Below are 20,101 nucleotides of genomic sequence, written 5' to 3' on the forward strand. Positions count from 1 at the left end.
CGTTCATAGACATATTGAATTGACAGCAAATAAGAGAGAGTAAGGCTACTATAAGTAGTAAAGAATACGCTAAAATTTTCGTCGACAAATTATTAAAATTATACGATGAAGAGTTTGATCCTGGCTCAGGATGAACGCTAGCGGCAGGCTTAACACATGCAAGTCGAGGGGTATGGTTCTTCGGAACCAGAGACCGGCGCACGGGTGCGTAACGCGTATGCAATCTACCTTTTACAAAGGGATAGCCCAGAGAAATTTGGATTAATACCTTATAGTATTATTGAGTGGCATCATTTAATAATTAAAGATTTATCGGTAAAAGATGAGCATGCGTCCCATTAGCTAGTTGGTATGGTAACGGCATACCAAGGCAACGATGGGTAGGGGTCCTGAGAGGGAGATCCCCCACACTGGTACTGAGACACGGACCAGACTCCTACGGGAGGCAGCAGTGAGGAATATTGGACAATGGGCGCAAGCCTGATCCAGCCATGCCGCGTGCAGGATGACGGTCCTATGGATTGTAAACTGCTTTTATACGGGAAGAAACCCTGGCTCGTGAGCCAGATTGACGGTACCGTAGGAATAAGGATCGGCTAACTCCGTGCCAGCAGCCGCGGTAATACGGAGGATCCAAGCGTTATCCGGAATCATTGGGTTTAAAGGGTCCGTAGGCGGCCTCGTAAGTCAGTGGTGAAATCTCCCGGCTCAACCGGGAAATTGCCATTGATACTGCAGGGCTTGAATTATTAGGAAGTAACTAGAATATGTAGTGTAGCGGTGAAATGCTTAGATATTACATGGAATACCGATTGCGAAGGCAGGTTACTACTAATATATTGACGCTGATGGACGAAAGCGTGGGTAGCGAACAGGATTAGATACCCTGGTAGTCCACGCCGTAAACGATGGATACTAGCTGTTCGGGTGCAAATCTGAGTGGCTAAGCGAAAGTGATAAGTATCCCACCTGGGGAGTACGTTCGCAAGAATGAAACTCAAAGGAATTGACGGGGGCCCGCACAAGCGGTGGAGCATGTGGTTTAATTCGATGATACGCGAGGAACCTTACCAAGGCTTAAATGTAGATTGACAGGACTGGAAACAGTTTTTTCTTCGGACAATTTACAAGGTGCTGCATGGTTGTCGTCAGCTCGTGCCGTGAGGTGTCAGGTTAAGTCCTATAACGAGCGCAACCCCTGTCGTTAGTTGCCAGCGAGTCATGTCGGGAACTCTAACGAGACTGCCAGTGCAAACTGAGAGGAAGGTGGGGATGACGTCAAATCATCACGGCCCTTACGCCTTGGGCTACACACGTGCTACAATGGACGGTACAGAGAGCAGCCACTGGGCGACCAGGAGCGAATCTATAAAACCGTTCACAGTTCGGATCGGAGTCTGCAACTCGACTCCGTGAAGCTGGAATCGCTAGTAATCGGATATCAGCCATGATCCGGTGAATACGTTCCCGGGCCTTGTACACACCGCCCGTCAAGCCATGGAAGCTGGGGGTACCTGAAGTCGGTGACCGCAAGGAGCTGCCTAGGGTAAAACTGGTAACTGGGGCTAAGTCGTAACAAGGTAGCCGTACCGGAAGGTGCGGCTGGAACACCTCCTTTCTAGAGAAAGACGTAAAATGAAGCTCTTTATGATGTATATGATGCATTACTCTCGCTGTTAGTTCAAATAATACAAATTAAGCAAAAAAACAGAGTCTCGTAGCTCAGCTGGTTAGAGTACTACACTGATAATGTAGGGGTCGGCAGTTCGAGTCTGCCCGGGACTACTATTTTAAGCTTAATTAAAAGGAAATTTTAGAAGTATGAGTATGAATTACCATTAATTCAAAATTCAACATTCATAATTTAAAATTAGGAAATGGGGGATTAGCTCAGCTGGCTAGAGCGCCTGCCTTGCACGCAGGAGGTCATCGGTTCGACTCCGATATTCTCCACAATTCACGTAGAGTGAAAAAAGTTCATTGACATATTGAGATAAGAAAAATATTAAAAAGTAGAAAGCACAATTTTTTACATAGTAATATGTAAAGAGAAAGTACAATAAGCAAAATAAGGGCGTATGGGGAATGCCTAGGCTCTCAGAGGCGATGAAGGACGTGATAAGCTGCGAAAAGCTACGGGGATCGGCACACACGACTTGATCCGTAGATATCCGAATGGGGCAACCCGGTATGTTGAAGACATGCCACACCGATAGGTGAGCAAACCCGCTGAACTGAAACATCTAAGTAGGCGGAGGAGAAGAAAACAAAAGTGATTCCGTAAGTAGTGGCGAGCGAACGCGGATTAGCCCAAACCAAAGTTGTTACGGCAATTTTGGGGTTGTAGGACCACGCGATTTCTTGCGGATAGAATAAGAATTAACTGGAAAGTTAAACCATAGAGGGTGATAGTCCCGTATTAGTAATAGAAGATAAGAATAGTGGTATCCTGAGTAGGGCGGGGCACGTGAAACCCTGTCTGAATTTGGCGGGACCATCCGCTAAGGCTAAATACTCCTGAGAGACCGATAGTGAACCAGTACCGTGAGGGAAAGGTGAAAAGAACCGTGAATAACGGAGTGAAATAGATCCTGAAACCATACGCTTACAAGCGGTCGGAGCCCTTTCGTGGGGTGACGGCGTGCCTTTTGCATAATGAGCCTACGAGTTAACGTTGCTGGCAAGGATAAGTGGTTAAGCCACGGATCCGTAGCGAAAGCGAGTCTGAATAGGGCGCTTTAGTCAGTAGTGTTAGACGCGAAACCGTGTGATCTACCCATGGGCAGGATGAAGCTGTGGTAACACATAGTGGAGGTCCGAACCGGTTGACGTTGAAAAGTCTTCGGATGACCTGTGGGTAGGGGTGAAAGGCCAATCAAACTCGGAAATAGCTCGTACTCCCCGAAATGCATTTAGGTGCAGCGTTAGTTATAAAGTTATATAGAGGTAGAGCTACTGATTGGATGCGGGGGCTTCACCGCCTACCAATTCCTGACAAACTCCGAATGCTATATAATGTTCACTAACAGTGAGGGCATGGGTGCTAAGGTCCATGTCCGAGAGGGAAAGAACCCAGACCATCAGCTAAGGTCCCCAAATATATGCTAAGTTGAAAAAACGAGGTTTGTCTGCCCAGACAGCTAGGATGTTGGCTTGGAAGCAGCCATTCATTTAAAGAGTGCGTAACAGCTCACTAGTCGAGCGGACGAGCATGGATAATAATCGGGCATAAGCATATTACCGAAGCTATGGATTTGTAATTTATTACAAGTGGTAGGGGAGCATTCTAACAGGGCCGAAGGTGTATCGTGAGGTATGCTGGACCGGTTAGAAAAGAAAATGTAGGCATAAGTAACGATAATGCGGGCGAGAAACCCGCACACCGAAAGACTAAGGTTTCCTCAGCTATGCTAATCAGCTGAGGGTTAGTCGGGTCCTAAGGCGAACCCGAAAGGGACAGTCGATGGCCAACGGGTTAATATTCCCGTACTACTGATAACTGTGATGGGGTGACGGAGTGATGAAAGTGTCGCGAACTGACGGAATAGTTCGTTGAAGGCTGTAGCTATATTCTCGATAGGCAAATCCGTTGAGAATGGCAAAGGCCGATAGTACTCGGAGTCTTCGGACAAAGAGATAGTACACCTAAGGGCTTCCAAGAAAAACCTCTAAACTTCAGGTTATTAGTACCCGTACCGTAAACCGACACAGGTAGTCGAGGAGAGAATCCTAAGGTGCTCGAGAGATTCATGGCTAAGGAATTAGGCAAAATAGACCTGTAACTTCGGGAGAAAGGTCGCCAGCGCAAGCTGGCCGCAGTGAAGAGGTCCAGGCGACTGTTTATCAAAAACACAGGGCTCTGCAAAATCGTAAGATGAAGTATAGGGCCTGACACCTGCCCGGTGCTGGAAGGTTAAGAGGAGATGTTATCTTCGGAGAAGCATTGAATTGAAGCCCCAGTAAACGGCGGCCGTAACTATAACGGTCCTAAGGTAGCGAAATTCCTTGTCGGGTAAGTTCCGACCTGCACGAATGGTGTAACGATCTGGACACTGTCTCAGCCATGAGCTCGGTGAAATTGTAGTATCGGTGAAGATGCCGATTACCCGCAGTGGGACGAAAAGACCCTGTGCACCTTTACTATAGCTTAGTATTGACTTTGGATAAGTGATGTGTAGGATAGGTGGGAGACTTCGATCCAGCGTCGCCAGGCGTTGGTTAGTCATTGTTGAAATACCACCCTTTGCTTATCTGAAGCCTAACCCCGTATTGCGGGGGACATTGCTTGGTGGGTAGTTTGACTGGGGTGGTCGCCTCCAAAAGAGTAACGGAGGCTTCTAAAGGTTCCCTCAGTACGCTTGGTAACCGTGCGTAGAGTGCAATGGCATAAGGGAGCTTGACTGAGAGACATACAGGTCGATCAGGTACGAAAGTAGAGCATAGTGATCCGGTGGTTCCGCATGGAAGGGCCATCGCTCAAAGGATAAAAGGTACGCCGGGGATAACAGGCTGATCTCCCCCAAGAGCTCATATCGACGGGGGGTTTGGCACCTCGATGTCGGCTCGTCACATCCTGGGGCTGGAGAAGGTCCCAAGGGTTGGGCTGTTCGCCCATTAAAGTGGCACGCGAGCTGGGTTCAGAACGTCGTGAGACAGTTCGGTCTCTATCTACTGTGGGCGTTAGAAATTTGAGTGGATCTGACTCTAGTACGAGAGGACCGAGTTGGACAAACCTCTAGTGTATCTGTTGTCCCGCCAGGGGCATCGCAGAGTAGCTACGTTTGGAAGGGATAAGCGCTGAAAGCATATAAGCGCGAAACCCACCACAAGATGAGATTTCTTTTAAGGGTCGTGGAAGATGACCACGTTGATAGGCTATAGATGTAAAGGCAGTAATGTCATAGTCGAGTAGTACTAATAACCCGTAAGCTTATGTACGAATCCTCCCGGGGAACCGGGAGGGTGCAACTTTCTAAAAATAGTAAATAAAAATACTTTCTTTATCTCAGTATGTTAAGATATTGTCTGTTGTTTTGCATCAATTTATGGTGTATTAATAATAGAAAGATTGCCCAAAGCAATTGTAACGACTTAAGGTGGTTATTGCGGCGGGGCTCACCTCTTCCCATCCCGAACAGAGAAGTTAAGCCCGCCTGCGCAGATGGTACTGCAGTTATGTGGGAGAGTATGTCGTCGCCTTTCTTTTAAAAACCCTTCATCTATGATGAAGGGTTTTTTGTTTTACAAACTTCTGTACAACAAAACAAAACAAAACAAAACAAAACAAAACAAAACAAAACAAAACAAAACAAAACAAAACAAAACAAAACAAAACTAGGATCAAACGCAAAGCTTGGGGATTACCCAAAAAGATTAGATAATCTAAATAAGAAGAAATCTACTTTACGCACTCCTCTAAATTGACTTCTAAATGCTTTTACTTTAGCATTAAAAGATTCTGCTGAAGCATTTGTACTTCTATTGTCAAAATAGTTTAAGATTGACTGGATCAAACGCAAAGCTTGGGGATTACCCAAAAAGATTAGATAATCTAAATAAGAAGAAATCTACTTTACGCACTCCTCTAAATTGACTTCTAAATGCTTTTACTTTAGCATTAAAAGATTCTGCTGAAGCATTTGTACTTCTATTGTCAAAATAGTTTAAGATTGACTGGTAATTAACCGTTATAGTATTTAAAAGGATATTAAAATTTTTAAACCCTGACTCCTCTACATTCCTGTACCAATGTGCCAGTTTTGTCATCGCAACGTGTTTATTGTTATGATTGTTGTAAATACCTCGTAGTTGTTGGGTTAAACTGTATGCTTTTTTAATATCGGGATATAAGCTAAATAACAATTGGGCTCGTTCATTTTGTCTTTCGGTCCATTTATTGCGGGATTTATAAAGAACATATCTACTTCTGGCGAGCAACTGTTTTACAGAGTCTCCATTAGATAAAAGATCTGGGCGATAAGTTTTGTTTTCTCTTTTCGCTTGTAATATCAATCGATTCTCAGTATCCATCGCTTCCCAACGATATTTTATTCTAATCTCCTGTAATGCTTCTAGAGCCAATTTTTGAACATGAAATCTATCGGTCACCTGTACCGCTTTTGGAAAACATTTTTTGGAAATCAACTTCATGGAATTAGCCATGTCAAGTGTTATTTCTTGAACCCAACTTCTTTTTTTGTAATCAATTTTACAGATATGTTCAATGACCTGATCTGCCTTTGTCCCTGCAACAATAGCAACTAGGCAACCTTTTTTACCTCTAGCTTCCTTATTGGTTACAATAGTAAAAAGCTCACCCTGAGACAAGGCTACTTCATCAATTGACAAGTGGGTACCTATATTTTCAGGATAAATAATCCACTCATGTGCATGTTCACGTGGAGCCCACGTACTAAAGGAGCTTAAATATTTTTTGTATTGTCTTTGTAATTTTTTCCCATTGACTCCAAAGAAACCTCCAATGGTATGACAGTCAATAGCAGTTTTATCTATTAATTTCTTTTAAAAAAGCCGCAAACTCCTGAGTCATGCGGGTTCCCTTGGCAACTAGATTCCAATCTCTTTTAACGATCTCACTTGTGTCTTTATTGGTCCAGCGACGTCTTTTGATGTGTAGATACACAAACTTCCCTCTCAAAGGAAAGTCCTGAATAGTGATCTCATCCTGGAAACCCTTTGAGATTAACTGAAGTCCATTAAATTCTGACGGAGGTTTGGCATGCTCTTCAAAGTATAGGTGTAATATTTCTTCTGTATTAGTAGAAGAAACCACTTCAAAATGGTCAACTAAAAAATCAGGAAGCATAAACTTCAAAAGCTCTATAGGGGTCATATCAAATTCTTAGATTGCAAATTTCTGATTTTATTTTGACATTCCTCCCCAAGTTTTGTTCTTGATCCCTTTTGTGTACTGCTTCCACATAGTGTAGAAATAAAACTGCTTTTTTAGATTTCAATATATCGCACGAAAATGCCATAAAGCGCTGTAATATAGCTATTAAGTAAGTGGCTTTAATAAAACGGAATGCTTTGGTATAGTTCTTTCATACTGATTATACAGAGAACAAGTATAATCTTAAAATATAGCATTATGAAAAATTTATTTTTAACAGCCGCTTTAGTAATCGCCTTATCGTTTAATGCCTCTGCTAACACAGTAACTGAATCCACAACTACCAACACTACTATCCATCAGGAGAAAGAATATAAAAGAATCGACGGATCGGAAGTATCCCAGGAAGCGCTTCAGAATATCTCTAAAAAATATGGAGGTTACAGCATGGAAGAAGCGTATGTAGCTGCTGATGGAGAATACAAATTAGTACTCTCGAAAGACGGACAAAAAGTAACGGCTCTCTTCACCGCTGCCGGTGAATTTGTGAAGGAAGCTTAAAAAAAAGCACTAACAGTTCTAACCAAACAACAGAAAAGCCAATGATCGAAATCATTGGCTTTTCTGTTGTTTGGAAACTATCTATAATCTTGCTTTGAATTCAAATAGAAAAAGCCCTCTTTTTTAATTAAAGAGGGCTTTTGGTATAGAGGTATAAATGGTACTTTAAGGCTTGGCGATTTCCTTGGCTTTGGAGGCTGCAGTATCATCTTTCTTACGGTCTGCAACAAACTTCGTAAGTAATTTTCCATATTTGGATGCTGCTACTTTTGGAGACATTGTTTTTTGAATGGTATCCAAATACTTCGTATTCATATCATAGATCTCAGATAAAGCTAAATAAGGGGCAATTTCATAGTTGCCATGCGTTAGTGCATAGTTAGCCGTAAAACGATAGGTTCTGATCGTTAATTTGTCCTGTTCTTTATTGATACTGTCTAAAGTGGCTGTATCATTTTTCATCGAGGCCCGTATTCCTTTTTCTACTAAAGCCAGATTTTGATCATTGAAGCGGGATTTCATTTTTTTGAATTCCTCAAATAGTTTCTGGTTTTCAGATCCTGTAATTTTAGCTTTAGTCAGGAAACCTTCCAATTCAGTTTGTATGTTCATTTTCCCAGGTTCAGCAAAGAAAAGAATACTGTTGTCTAATGAATTGGTGACACCTCTGTCTAAAAATAGATAGTATAATTCAGGTGTTTCCACATACAGATCAGCTTTGAAATTGGAATCACCATCAATTTTTATGGTGTCAAGACTTACTAAGACACTATCCTGTATTTTCTTGATGTATAATGTTCCCTGTGTAAGGCCTTTTACATTTCCGGTGAGGTGTAAATTAGTCTTCTCTTTAGTACAGGCGATAAATGTGCATAAAGCCAATAAGGCTATAAATGTCTTTTTCATAAAGTATTAAATTTCCTTTTTAATTGGCTGCAAAATAAGCAAAATAATTGGAATGTTCTTATACCAAAATCCTTGAAGTTGTAGTGCTAAAACTTATTCTATTTCTCTTTTAATGGATAGAGAGCTGGTTTGGAAATGAATTTTTGGATTTGCAATCAATTATGATCTTTAGCACCTGATAGGTTAAAAATGATACTAAATAAAACACCCGGATAGTGTGAACTATCCGGGTGCTGTATAATCTAACAGGAATTAAAATTATCCTTTTAGCCAGGACTCTCTTAGTGCTGTTTTGGCATTATCTGTTGCCTGGAGGCCTTTGGAATCAACCATGCTTAACTTGGCTTTGCCTTTAAGTACTATTTCTTTTCCATTGCGTTTTACGGTAACTGTTACAGGATCATTCTGCTTTAAGTTTTCGCTGGACATAATCATTTCATAAATCGTGTCCTGATTATAACTTGTGCCATTGAAAGAAGCCAAAATATCTCCACCTTTAGCGCCTAAAGTGGTAAAAAATTCATTTAATGGTGCGCCAGGTACAAAAAGAATTTCTTTAGTATCCGGATTGATCGTGATGAAAGGAGAACCGTCTTTTAGGAAAACATTTTCAGGTACTTTCGTTGTCGCCTCGCTAACGCCCATTTTAGCAAAATAGGTGGCATAAGGAATCGGTGTATTGCCTGCAACATATTTATCCAGGAAAGCGCCCACTTCAGGATAGGTAAGCTCGGTAACTTTTGCAAATAACTCGCTGTCATTAAAAGGCTTGCTGTTACCGTATTCTTTAGACAATTTTTGCATTAAATCTAAGATTCCTCTTTGGCCATTGCTGCTTTCGCGAATCTGTATATCAAGGCACATTGCGATTAGGGCTCCTTTTTCATATACGTTGGCATAAGCATCTTTATAGGGCTTTTTCAAAACGTCCCGGCTCATTTTTGTAAAGGGCATGGTGTCATCATAACGTTTTGAATTGACTATTTTTTCTGCCATGCGGTGGTAAAAATCATCTTCCGTAATCAATCCCTGATTTACCTGAAAAAGATTGGCGAAATATTCTGTGATGCCTTCATACATCCATAAATGCTCTGACATTTTCGGATTGTTATAATCGAAATACTGAATTTCTTTGGAATGGATGCTCAAAGGTGTAACAATATGGAAAAACTCATGGGATACAATATCTTTTAAACTCTCTACAAGTTGGTCTTTCGGCATGGCTTCCGGCATAACAACCGTTGTAGCTGTAGGATGTTCTAATGCACCAAATCCGTGTGCATCGCTTTTTTCCATATCAGAAAGGTAAATAAGGACGCTGTATTTTTTTGTAGCATTGAATTTGCCTAAAAACCGTTTTTGTGCCGTTATCATAGTTTTCATCTCCGGAGTGATGCTTTCTGCCGTAATCAGGCCATTAGGAGAATAAACGCTGATCAGGATATCCATTCCTTCAACAGTGAAAGTAGTATAATCCGGTTTCGCATACATGATAGGATTTTCTACCAGCTCAGCATAACGCGCTGTGGTAAAAACATCCGATGTTGTACTGGCATCGGTATCGGTCATAGAAGTGGCACCCCAAAGTGTTGTCGGGTGCAATACCGTAAGTTGGTAGGGTGTTTCTGTTTTGGTGTCAAAATACCCTATAAAACCATGAGTATTGATCATATAATTGTCCGGGGAGATATTTGTTCCGGCAGGAGAAAAAATCTCATGTGTCGTTTCAATATCGTAAGTGTCGTTAACAAGGTAGGTGATTTTAGTTAATGCTTTTGCATTGGATACGGTCCAGGTATTCACATCACCTTTGGTTACTGTAAGTAAATTGCCTTTGGCATCGTAAGCTTTCAGATCATCGATAAAGCGGCCATAATCATCTTCGGAATAGGTTCCGGGAACAATTTTGGGAAGATGATAGGTAGCCTGTTCGGTAGTGAATTTTGGTGTAATGACGGTAACGGCCACTTTATCATCTTTGACATTTTGCAGATCGAGAGTAACCTGTACTTCGTCGGATTTTGAAGTGCCTGATGTTGTCTGTTGACCAGGTTTACAACTCCATAGCATCGATAAAAGTGCAGCAGTATACAGTATTTTTTTCATGTTTTGATTTTTATAAATAAGTAGGTGATAGTGCTTAATTGTTACAAATTAACAGCAATTTTTAGAGAACAAAATTAGAAAGGGCAATAATATTTTCCTAAAATGTAATTTCAGCTATAGATAGTACGTGTTTTAACAAAAAGGCCTGCAATATATAGTATTACAGGCCTTGAAGGAATTAATCCAATTTATTTTTTATATAGTATTTACCATCCAGATCATCATCAAAATTATCACGGGACAGTGGTTTGGGTTTTTTAGGCGCATTTTTTTTCTTCCAGAGGGTATAATTATCAGGGGAAAGTTTTTTCTGCATCAGATCAGAAACTTCTTTCTCATTAATTCCATATTCCTTTTTAAGGAGCTCAAAAGGTTTTTTTTCCTCCAAGGCTATTTTGATAACTTTCTCGATCTGTTCGTTATCAAGTTCTACTATTTTACTTTTTTTCATTGCGCGAATAATTAATCCGGATCACTTTTTTTAATTGTTAATTATTCCCAATATTAATAAAAAAAATAATCACTTTGCAAAAAGTTAAAAAAAATATTTAAGTCGTAAGAACCAGTGTTTTGGTGCCTAATTACAGCTGATTTTATTGAAATAAAAACGCTATAATGTGCAGGTACAATTCAGCAGTTTTTTATAATAATTTCGTTCTTGCAATTATGGATTAGGTATAAAGATACGCCCAATACATGAGTACTAATTGAAGGGGCAGCCGAACGATTAGCAGCCATTTGGGCAGTCCCAATGCGGCTTTGTGATCGGTTAGCATTTGGATATTGGCAGGAAACACTGCAATTAGCAACAGTATGATACCCCAGGCTGAATAGCTTGAAATAGCAGGAATACACAAGGCGATGCCCAGTATAATCTCTGCGGCACCACTCAGTTGGTTCATTAATACGGGGGATTTAATATAGGGCGGGATCATTTTTGCATACAGGCGTGGTACACGAAAATGGTTAAGGCCTGCAAAAAAATAAATGAAGGCCATAAGATAAAGATGCCAGGGAAGCGTCATACGGGATGGTTTTTAAGTATAAATATAACCAATTAAATTCAGGAGTAAGGGTATGACAGCGCTGTATTTTATTTTTGCTATGCCCTTACAATAGGAATTGTACCGTGAAAACAGAACCTTTGCCGACCTAGCTTTGTACTGAAATTCTACCTTTCATATTTTCAATTTGCGTCTTCACAATGAAAAGGCCTATACCTTTTGCTTCAGGATGATTGTGGAATATCTGTTTCATTCCGAAGAGTTTCGATCCATTTTTAGACATATCAATGCCCAGTCCATTATCACTTACATGTAATAGTATGGTTTGCTTCGTTATTTCTGTATGAATTGTGATTTCCGGTCTTCGATTAGGATCCCGGTATTTCAGCGCATTACTGATGAGATTCTGAAAAATACTTTCGAGGTATATTTTAGAATACATGATGGAATTGATCTGGGAAAAATCAGCCTTGATAAGGGCATTGGATTTTAGGATTTCTCCCTGTAAAGATTCAATAGTACGGGAATAACAATCCTGAAAGACTAATAATTCCTGTTGTATGATTTTATTCTTTTTGAGGTGCAGCACCTCGATAAGCTGGTTCAGTGATTCATTTAGATTTTGTGCCACTTTTCGTAGCATTGAAAAAATCACTTTGTATTCTTCCAGCGTACTGTCCTGTTCCATTGTTGCTACTAAGGAAGTAATATTGCCAGCTGGTGATCTTAAATCGTGAATGGTAATATTGGCGAAGTCATTCAGCTGCTGATTTTGTACTGTAAGCTCTGTCATCAGGTTGGTCTGTATGATTTTTTCTAAAATCAGGCGTTCTGTATTTTTACGGATTTGAAGGTAAGCGAAAAATAGAATTGCAAAAGTACAGATTGCAAAAAGGGTAAAATTCCAATTGCGGGATTTGACATGAACTTCCGATTGATTCAGGTTGGCAGAAAGTAATTTTACCGACTGATTCTGATAGGCGGCCACAGATTTTCGGATAGAATCCATAATTTCTTTGCCCCGTCCTGCTTTTGTTATGGCAGCAGCAGCGTCCATTCCCGATTCTTTACGGGTTTTAATGGTGAGGGCGCTAATTTGTTTTTTGGATTCAATGAGGCGTTCCAAAGTATCGAGCTTAAGCACCTGGCCCCTGTTGAGCTCATTCATAGCGCGAAGCGAATCGAGCCATATTTCGAGATTTTTATGCCCCTGGTTGTATACTTCCAGGTAATTTTCATTTCCTGTAATAGTATATCCACGGCTTCCGGTTTCTAAATCAATAGTACTGGATAATATTTTTTCGAGTACCGTATTAATGGAACTTGTATGATGTACAATCATCCGGCTATCCCGTGCAAGCTGGGATTGATTGCGGGTAGAATATACCAGAATCGCAAAAATCCCGATAATAATGATAAAAATAAAATCTACTTTACTTTTAAGAGACAGTTTTGTCATAGAACAGCGTGGAATTATTTATTTCAGATAGGTAATAGGTGAGAATAGAAATGCAAAATAAAGTTTTTATTCTCAATGTATTATAGAAATCATTAAAACAAATTTAAATTTAACCACTGTTTAAAGGAGCCAAAACGTATAAATTGAATTAGTATAAAAAAAGCAACGGGTGATCAGGCTTGTCGTTTCCCAAATCGGATATTCATAATCACAATTGCCAGTAATATTAATACGATCCCTAACCATTGCAATGCGTTTACAGGTTCTTTAAGGAGTACATAGGCCATCATGACAGAAACCGGGAGTTCCAATGAGGAAACAATACTTCCCAGTCCGATTCCGGTTTTGGGAAAACCTGCCGTCAACAACATTGGAGGGATGATGGTACCAAATAAGGATAAGATAATACCCCATCGCAGGAGGATGTCAAAGTTGAAGGAACCTTCATAGCTGTAGATGGCAAAGCCCGTAATCACTACTGATCCACCAATAAGCATGAACAGGCTTCGTTGTGCAGAAGATAACTCTGTTGCAATCCTGTTGGATGTAAACATAGTCATAGTAAACGAAACAGCAGCCATAACGCCCCACATGATTCCTCTCCAGTCCAGTGCAACTTCGTTTTTAAGAATATTGGTCGCTAAAACAGTACCGGCGAGTACAATGAGGGTAGAGACGATTTTTTGTACAGAAGGTAATTTTTTAGTCAGGGTCATTTCCAATACGACACTCATCCAAACGGTTTGCATCAATAAGACAATACCAATAGATACCGGAATATAACGTACTGCCAAATAATAGAAGAGGCTGGTAAAACCCAAAGAAGTTCCGGCAGCCATAAGCTGAATGATATTTTTGCGTGTAGGGGCAATGACAGTGTTTTTTTTGCGGCTGCGTTGTACCAGATTGATAAGCAGCATACCGAGTATACCTAGGGCAAATTGGGATAGCGTAACTTCTGAAGTAGTGTAGCCTTCATCATAAGCCATTTTTACAAAAGTGGCCAGCATTCCATAACTGGATGCTCCTAATGCGACTAATAGTATTCCCTTAAAAGTAGTATTTCCTGACATGTTTTTTCAAATTAAAAAGCCGACAAAGATAGTCAGATAAGTTTGTTTTACTGAAGAATCCTTACAGTTTATTCCTATGAGGATATAATTGAAATCAATTTAAGAAAAAAGGAAATAATGTATTATAATTTAAGATAAAATGGATTAAAAAGCGAGTGCTGCCCTAAGATTGCACTTCTTGCAGCCAGAATGTTAATCCTGTATTTTGTAAAGGCAAAACAATAAATAAGCCCTACTTTTAAAGGCTTAATTAGAATCACTTTACTTCAAAATTTTATTTCATGAAAAAAATTATGATGATGCTCGCTGTTTTGGTGGCGGGATTGTACACAGTTCATGCTCAAAATCAGGGTATGGAATGGCTGAATCAGCCGAAAAAATGGTCAGGAGATGCAAAAAAATTAACGTATACTGTGGAACCTGATACTGACTTCTGGCAAGTGACACATTATGGGTTCAAGCGGGACAATGGGCCTTTTTATTACGTCGAGACCAAAGGCGATTTTGAAGTGAGTGTAAAAGTAAGTGGGAACTATTCAGAGCTCTTTCACCAGGCCGGGATCATGCTACGAATTGACGAAAAGAACTGGATTAAAACCGGGATTGAATTTGTAGATGGGAAACAAAACATCAGTGCGGTAGTAACCCGTGATGTTTCAGACTGGTCGGTGGTACCCCGGAATAATAGCCCGAAATCGGTATGGCTGAAAGTACTGCGCAAAGGAGATTATGCAGAAATAAAATACTCATTCGACGGAGAAAAATATGAAATGCTTCGTCTCGCTTATTTTCCTCCGGGTGTTCCGGTAAAAGTAGGGATGGTCGCTGCTGCTCCAGGTAAGGTATCGTTTCCGGTAACTTTTGAAAATTTTGAAATAAAAGCCATTTAATAACAACTGAAAACAAATAAATAATAAAAGAAAAGAATACACATGAATAAGTTACTTACAATTTTTATGCTTTTAAGCACCGTATTAGGACTTCAGGCACAAGAACTATCCTCGCCGGATAAAAATCTAAAATTTAAATTCAGTTTGCAGGACAACGGTGTTCCAACCTATGAGCTGAGCTACAAAAACAAACCCATAATCAAATCCAGTAAATTGGGAATTGAAACCAAAGATGTTCCTTCTTTTCTGAATGGTTTTGTAATCAGTAATGCAGTACAGACGTCATTTGACGAATCCTGGAATCCGGTATTGGGCGAACAGAAAACAATACGGAACCACTATAATGAATTATTGGTAACCCTGGCACAGCCTTCAGTAAAAGACCGTTATATTCGAATTCGCTTTCGTCTTTTTGATGATGGCCTTGGGTTCCGATATGAGTTTCCAGAACAGAAAAACCTGAGTTATTTTATCATTAAAGAAGAGAAAACACAATTTGCCCTGGCAGGAGATCATAAAGCATTTTGGCTTCCAGGGGATTTTGATACCCAGGAATATAGTACGGTAACCTCCAATCTTTCGGAAGTACGTGGAAAAATGAAAGCAGCGGTTACGCCGAATGCTTCACAGACTACTTTTTCTCCTACGGGACTGCAAACGCCGTTAATGATGAAAAGTAAAGATGGTTTATACATTAATATTCATGAAGCCGCTTTGGTAGATTATTCGTGCATGTCCCTTAATCTAAATGATAGCAATTTTGTATTGGAATCTTTCCTTACACCGGATGCCATTGGTGATAAAGGATACCTTCAGGCTCCAGCCCAATCTCCCTGGCGTACGATCATTGTAAGTGATAAAGCAACAGATATTTTAGCTTCCAAATTGATATTGAATTTAAATGAGCCTACAAAATATGCTGACGTTTCCTGGATTAAACCTGTCAAATATGTAGGGGTATGGTGGGAAATGATTACAGGCAAAAGTACCTGGGCTTATAATGATCTGGAAAGTGTACAGCTTGGCGTGACCGATTATTCTAAAACGAAACCGAATGGCAAACATGCCGCTAACACACAACACGTAAAAGAATACATTGATTTTGCCGCAGCAAATGGATTTGATGCTGTACTGGTAGAAGGATGGAATGAAGGATGGGAAGACTGGTTTGGAAAAACAAAAGATTATGTTTTTGATTTTATAACACCGTATCCGGATTTTGATGTGCAGGAATTGCACCGTTATGCAGCCTCAAAAAATGTAAAAATGATGATGCATCATGAGACTTCGGGATCCGTACGTAATTATGAGCGTCACATGGATGATGCGTATAAATTCATGATAGACAATGGCTACAACTCTGTGAAAAGCGGATATGTAGGAAATATCATTCCCCGTGGAGAACACCATTATGGACAATGGCTCGTGAACCACTACTTGTATGCGATAACCAAAGCGGCAGATTATAAAATTATGGTCAATGCTCACGAAGCAGTACGTCCAACGGGGCTTAACAGGACTTACCCTAACCTATTGGCGAATGAATCCGCCCGTGGAACGGAATATGAATCTTTTGGTGGGAATAACCCCGATCATACGACCATCCTGCCATTTACAAGATTAATGGGGGGGCCGATGGATTATACTCCTGGGATTTTTCAGACTAAAATTAGTGCCTACAATCCGGAAAATACTTCTTTTGTCCACAGTACACTGGTACATCAATTGGCATTATATGTTACGATGTACAGTCCGTTACAAATGGCAGCCGACCTTCCGGAAACCTATGCTAAATTTATGGATGCTTTTCAGTTTATTAAAGATGTTGCTGCCGATTGGGATGAAACAGTAATATTAGAAGCAGAACCTGGGGATTATATTAGTATTGCCCGAAAAGCGAAGAATAAAGATGAATGGTATATCGGTAGTATTACCGATGAAAATCCAAGAACAGCGACGATCACTTTTGAATACCTTCCGAAAGGAAAGAATTATGAGGCAGTAATTTATGCTGACGGTAAAACGGCAAGCTACGACAAGAATCCTCAGAGTTATACGATCCGTAAAATGAAAATAAACTCAAAAACAAAAGTAAAAGTAAACCTGGCTTCGGGTGGAGGTGCTGCAATTAGTGTAAAACCAATAAAATAGGTTACTTTCTTAATCGTATAAAAATAAGCGAGAGTCCCATTCCTGTAAAGGTATGGGGCTCTTGAATTTTATAGTAGTGTGGATAATAGAGCAGAAGGATTGAAGTTCATCAATATCTTAAAATATCAGGAAATAATGGGAATACAAAGTGCTGTTAGGCACTGCAAATGCATGGATTGTAATTTTTTTATTGCTCATTCATTATAATTTTATTTTTTAGTTTAATGTTGTGTTTATTTTTAGTATTTTGATTGTTTTGTGCTTTATATGTTAATGATTTTAACAAATTTGTGATATATTGTGTAATGGTCTTTATTTGGAATTTATAAATAGTTTAAATTAAAATTAATTAGGTAGTTTCGTGTTAACGAGGCTGTAATCGATTGATCAGTAATGCTTTATTTTAGTATGATATGCTTATCAAATTCATAACTGGAAAAATGGATCTGCACTTCGCAAACACCTTATTAACCCTAATTTTTTATGTATGAAAAGACTATTACACTATTTTTTTTTAACATTATTATCTACAGGGGCTTATGCCCAGGAATACACTGTACTGCAGATTGCTTCGGGGTATAATGCCGATGTTATTGCTAATGGAATCGGTTCTTCTGCTGTATCAACTACTATTGGGGTTGATAATGCCAATTTTGCTTACATTACCGCGGATTTTCAGTCAACAGGAACCACGGCTGTAACTCCTAATGGTTTACCGGTTAGTGGCTTATTTACAAGTGCAGCCAATGCAGCAGTCCAATTTCAAATGGGACCTTATTCGGGTAATAATTCCCTGCGTTTTGTGGCGCAGAACGAGGGGGGAACCCTAACGTTCAGCAATCAGCTCAACGTTTCTAAACTCTACCTCATGGTTACTTCGGGAAGTGGGAATGCCACTGTGACCGGAACATTAAACTTTTCCGATAATACCACACAGGCTATTACGGCTTCCACCGTGCCTGACTGGTATAATTCTACAACATTGCCAGTAGCAATTTCAGGAATTGGACGTGTGAACCGTGCGAACAATGTGGTTGATAATCCGTCAGGAAATCCAAGGATTTATCAAATGACTGTAAATGTGTTAGCGGCAAATCAAAGTAAACTCCTGACCGGAGTAACATTGACCAAAACTTCTACAGCAGAAGGCGTGGTGAACATATTTGGTGCAAGTGCTGAAATAATACCTACCTGTCCATCTCCTACAGCCTTGGTAGCCACTACTACCGCTACAGGGGCTACGGTTTCATGGACCGGACCTACTACAGCACCCGCTGCCGGTTATGATTATTATTATGCGCAATCGGCAACGGCTCCTACGACAACGACGGTACCTACCGGAAATGTTACCGTCAATACAGTGACCTTTTCAGAATTGGCTACTGGTCAATTGTATTATTTCTGGGTACGTTCCAATTGCAGTGCTACCGATAAAGGGATCTGGAAACCGATTACCTTCACGACAGGACAATTGACTACGACTTATACTGGAGCGGATATTTCTACAGATAAAGTAACTACAAATACTATTACTTCTCCAACGACATGTCCGGGAGTGCTTACTGTGAATGTTCCGGCAGGGTATCAGATTGTTAGTACCGCAACAACCTATTCCATGCAAACGGCATCTGATGGCTATATGTCAGAACAACGGTCTCTTTTAGTATGTACTACTACGGGATTATCAGAGGGGGCTTTAGCTTCCGGCGTAGGATCAAGTGGTGGTACTTATCAATACAACCGTTCCAACCTGAATATTGCGAACGGGGCAACTGGTGCTGTCGCATTTGAGTTAAGAGCCTGGAGAACCTATGGTGGGTCAGGCTGTAATGTTACCTATAATAAAGTGGTGACTGGCACCTGGAAAGTAACGATAACCTACGCTCTACTTCCGTGTACTACTCCAGCTGCACCTACAGCAGTTGCCCAGTCTTTCTGTAGTCCGGCTACAGTATCAAATTTGCAGGCTACCGGAACTACCGGGTCCACGCTACGCTGGTATGCTGCTGCAGAAGGCGGAACAGCCTTGGCTACCACAGCTGCAATAACGACTGGTAATTATTATGTATCCCAGCAGGTACAGACTTGTGAGAGTACCCGAACGGCAGTGGCAGTAACCGTTACTACAGTAAGTACACCCATTGTTGCTTCTCAGATTTTTTGCCAGCAGGGAACAGTTGCAGGCCTTGTCGCTAACGGAACTGCAGGCGCTACATTTAATTGGTATGCTGATGCGACGAATGTTACTGCGTTGAGTGGTACAACAGCATTGAGCACCGGTACTTATTATGTTTCAGAACAGATAGGCACTTGTGAGAGTTCCCGTGTAGCGGTTGAGATCATAGTGAGTAATGTACCTGCTCCAGTAGCAACAGCACAAACAGTATGCGTGGGAGGCACTTTATCTGAACTAAGTGTAACAGGGCTGGATGGTGCTGTTTACAACTGGTATCCTACTGCTACTGGTACTGGAGTGCTTGCGCTGACGACACCACTTGCAACAGGAACGTATTATGTATCCCAGCAATTGGGTGATTGTGAGAGTGTGTTGTTGCCGGTACAGGTTACGATCAACGTGGTAGCAGTACCACAGGGAGCAGCTACACAGCAGTTCCTGCCCGGTGCTACGGTTGCCGGACTTACAGTTACTACTACTGCAGGTGCTACGGTGCAATGGTACTTGTTGAATGAATCTTCAGACCTGGTTCCGGTAGCACTGAATACTGCTTTGCAGGATGGTGTGACCTATTATGTAACACAGAGTCTTTCGGGTTGTGAAAGTGCTCCTTATGGAGTAACTGCGGTACAAACTTTAGGAACGGGAGATTTTTCAGAAGCAACAGTACATCTATATCCCAATCCTGTAACTACGGTATTGAACATTTCAAGTGTAGCAGTTATCGAAGATGTCCGTATTTATAATGCTATCGGGCAGTTGGTATTACAACAGTACGGCAAAGCTACCACAACAACAATTGATGTTTCAGAACTTGCAGCAGGGCAGTATAATGTGGTTCTTAAAAATGAATCAGGCGCTCAAAAAGCATTTCGTATTATCAAGAAATAAAAAGCAGGATACAGTATACGAGAAAGGATGC

13 protein-coding genes, 2 tRNA genes and 3 rRNA genes are annotated in these 20,101 nt (G+C 40.7%); 9 read left to right on the forward strand and 9 right to left on the reverse strand.

The features are described 5' to 3' along the window. The first annotated feature begins 102 nt into the window (after positions 1-102). The 5 genes from FK004_RS09225 (at position 103) to rrf (ending at position 5,202) form a co-directional block, all read left to right on the forward strand. Positions 103-1,618: ribosomal RNA gene (locus FK004_RS09225) — 16S ribosomal RNA — on the forward strand. A gap of 93 nt (positions 1,619-1,711) precedes the next feature. Continuing rightward, positions 1,712-1,785: transfer RNA gene (locus FK004_RS09230), tRNA-Ile, on the forward strand. Between the two features lie 94 nt (positions 1,786-1,879). Next, a tRNA-Ala gene (locus FK004_RS09235) sits at positions 1,880-1,953 on the forward strand. Between the two features lie 104 nt (positions 1,954-2,057). Then, a 23S ribosomal RNA gene (locus FK004_RS09240) occupies positions 2,058-4,938 on the forward strand. Between the two features lie 154 nt (positions 4,939-5,092). After that, positions 5,093-5,202 (forward strand): 5S ribosomal RNA (gene rrf / locus FK004_RS09245). The 16S, 23S and 5S rRNA genes sit together here with 2 tRNA genes alongside, the layout of an rRNA operon. A gap of 158 nt (positions 5,203-5,360) precedes the next feature. On the opposite strand, the gene FK004_RS09250 is transcribed toward rrf, so the two are convergent. Genes FK004_RS09250 through FK004_RS09260 form a run of 3 tightly spaced genes read right to left on the reverse strand, consistent with a single transcriptional unit; the run spans position 5,361 to position 6,853 of the window. After that, positions 5,361-5,537 carry a transposase gene (locus FK004_RS09250; RefSeq protein ID WP_317046935.1) on the reverse strand — a complete coding sequence of 59 codons (177 nt, stop codon included), beginning with the start codon at positions 5,535-5,537 and terminating at the stop codon, positions 5,361-5,363. Beyond that, complete coding sequence (locus tag FK004_RS09255; RefSeq protein ID WP_108736800.1) at positions 5,530-6,513, reverse strand: ISAon1 family transposase; 984 nt, start codon at positions 6,511-6,513, stop codon at positions 5,530-5,532. The genes FK004_RS09250 and FK004_RS09255 overlap by 8 nt, the downstream gene beginning before the upstream one ends. Next, the gene (locus FK004_RS09260; protein WP_108737012.1) at positions 6,506-6,853 is read right to left on the reverse strand and encodes an ISAon1 family transposase N-terminal region protein; all 348 of its coding nucleotides are present in this window, start codon (positions 6,851-6,853) and stop codon (positions 6,506-6,508) included. Before FK004_RS09260 ends, FK004_RS09255 begins: the two co-directional genes overlap by 8 nt. 258 nt (positions 6,854-7,111) lie before the next feature. Here FK004_RS09260 and FK004_RS09265 point away from each other — a divergent pair, with 258 nt between their 5' ends. Further along, positions 7,112-7,414: a hypothetical protein gene (locus FK004_RS09265; protein WP_108737013.1), complete on the forward strand. Its 303-nt coding sequence runs from the start codon at positions 7,112-7,114 to the stop codon at positions 7,412-7,414. A gap of 165 nt (positions 7,415-7,579) precedes the next feature. Here the strand turns inward: FK004_RS09265 and FK004_RS09270 are convergent, their stop codons facing one another. The 6 genes from FK004_RS09270 to FK004_RS09295 all read right to left on the reverse strand — a co-directional run bounded on the left by FK004_RS09270 (position 7,580) and on the right by FK004_RS09295 (position 13,962). Beyond that, entirely contained in the window at positions 7,580-8,320 is a 741-nt protein-coding gene (locus FK004_RS09270) for a DUF4369 domain-containing protein (protein ID WP_108737014.1), read from the reverse strand. A gap of 258 nt (positions 8,321-8,578) precedes the next feature. Beyond that, positions 8,579-10,426 carry a M61 family metallopeptidase gene (locus FK004_RS09275; protein ID WP_108737015.1) on the reverse strand — a complete coding sequence of 616 codons (1,848 nt, stop codon included), beginning with the start codon at positions 10,424-10,426 and terminating at the stop codon, positions 8,579-8,581. Positions 10,427-10,604: 178 nt separating this feature from the next. Next, positions 10,605-10,877 (reverse strand): DUF2805 domain-containing protein, encoded by a 273-nt coding sequence (locus FK004_RS09280; RefSeq protein ID WP_108737016.1) that lies wholly within the window; start codon positions 10,875-10,877, stop codon positions 10,605-10,607. Between the two features lie 220 nt (positions 10,878-11,097). Next, positions 11,098-11,451 (reverse strand): DoxX family protein, encoded by a 354-nt coding sequence (locus FK004_RS09285; protein ID WP_108737017.1) that lies wholly within the window; start codon positions 11,449-11,451, stop codon positions 11,098-11,100. Positions 11,452-11,578: 127 nt separating this feature from the next. Further along, positions 11,579-12,889 (reverse strand): sensor histidine kinase, encoded by a 1,311-nt coding sequence (locus tag FK004_RS09290; RefSeq protein WP_108737018.1) that lies wholly within the window; start codon positions 12,887-12,889, stop codon positions 11,579-11,581. A 173-nt stretch (positions 12,890-13,062) separates the two neighbouring features. Then, positions 13,063-13,962 (reverse strand): EamA family transporter, encoded by a 900-nt coding sequence (locus FK004_RS09295; RefSeq protein WP_108737019.1) that lies wholly within the window; start codon positions 13,960-13,962, stop codon positions 13,063-13,065. Positions 13,963-14,243: 281 nt separating this feature from the next. On the opposite strand from FK004_RS09295, the gene FK004_RS09300 reads away from it, so the two are divergent. The 3 genes from FK004_RS09300 to FK004_RS09310 all read left to right on the forward strand — a co-directional run bounded on the left by FK004_RS09300 (position 14,244) and on the right by FK004_RS09310 (position 20,070). After that, complete coding sequence (locus FK004_RS09300) at positions 14,244-14,852, forward strand: DUF1349 domain-containing protein (RefSeq protein WP_227871572.1); 609 nt, start codon at positions 14,244-14,246, stop codon at positions 14,850-14,852. Between the two features lie 42 nt (positions 14,853-14,894). Continuing rightward, complete coding sequence (locus tag FK004_RS09305; RefSeq protein ID WP_108737020.1) at positions 14,895-17,003, forward strand: glycoside hydrolase family 97 protein; 2,109 nt, start codon at positions 14,895-14,897, stop codon at positions 17,001-17,003. A gap of 487 nt (positions 17,004-17,490) precedes the next feature. Next, complete coding sequence (locus FK004_RS09310; protein ID WP_108737021.1) at positions 17,491-20,070, forward strand: T9SS type A sorting domain-containing protein; 2,580 nt, start codon at positions 17,491-17,493, stop codon at positions 20,068-20,070. Positions 20,071-20,101 lie beyond the last annotated feature (31 nt).

The organism is Flavobacterium kingsejongi (genome assembly GCF_003076475.1).
In the GTDB taxonomy this organism is placed as follows: Bacteria; Bacteroidota; Bacteroidia; order Flavobacteriales; family Flavobacteriaceae; genus Flavobacterium; species Flavobacterium kingsejongi.

What these genes read in the sequence shown, in the direction of transcription:
- FK004_RS09260 (WP_108737012.1), bottom strand. Translation starts at nt 6,853, where the DNA reads ATGACCCCTATAGAGCTTTTGAAGTTTATGCTTCCTGATTTTTTAGTT.
- FK004_RS09265 (WP_108737013.1), top strand. Translation starts at nt 7,112, where the DNA reads ATGAAAAATTTATTTTTAACAGCCGCTTTAGTAATCGCCTTATCGTTT.
- FK004_RS09270 (WP_108737014.1), bottom strand. Translation starts at nt 8,320, where the DNA reads ATGAAAAAGACATTTATAGCCTTATTGGCTTTATGCACATTTATCGCC.
- FK004_RS09275 (WP_108737015.1), bottom strand. Translation starts at nt 10,426, where the DNA reads ATGAAAAAAATACTGTATACTGCTGCACTTTTATCGATGCTATGGAGT.
- FK004_RS09280 (WP_108737016.1), bottom strand. Translation starts at nt 10,877, where the DNA reads ATGAAAAAAAGTAAAATAGTAGAACTTGATAACGAACAGATCGAGAAA.
- FK004_RS09285 (WP_108737017.1), bottom strand. Translation starts at nt 11,451, where the DNA reads ATGACGCTTCCCTGGCATCTTTATCTTATGGCCTTCATTTATTTTTTT.
- FK004_RS09290 (WP_108737018.1), bottom strand. Translation starts at nt 12,889, where the DNA reads ATGACAAAACTGTCTCTTAAAAGTAAAGTAGATTTTATTTTTATCATT.
- FK004_RS09295 (WP_108737019.1), bottom strand. Translation starts at nt 13,962, where the DNA reads ATGTCAGGAAATACTACTTTTAAGGGAATACTATTAGTCGCATTAGGA.
- FK004_RS09300 (WP_227871572.1), top strand. Translation starts at nt 14,244, where the DNA reads ATGAAAAAAATTATGATGATGCTCGCTGTTTTGGTGGCGGGATTGTAC.
- FK004_RS09305 (WP_108737020.1), top strand. Translation starts at nt 14,895, where the DNA reads ATGAATAAGTTACTTACAATTTTTATGCTTTTAAGCACCGTATTAGGA.
- FK004_RS09310 (WP_108737021.1), top strand. Translation starts at nt 17,491, where the DNA reads ATGAAAAGACTATTACACTATTTTTTTTTAACATTATTATCTACAGGG.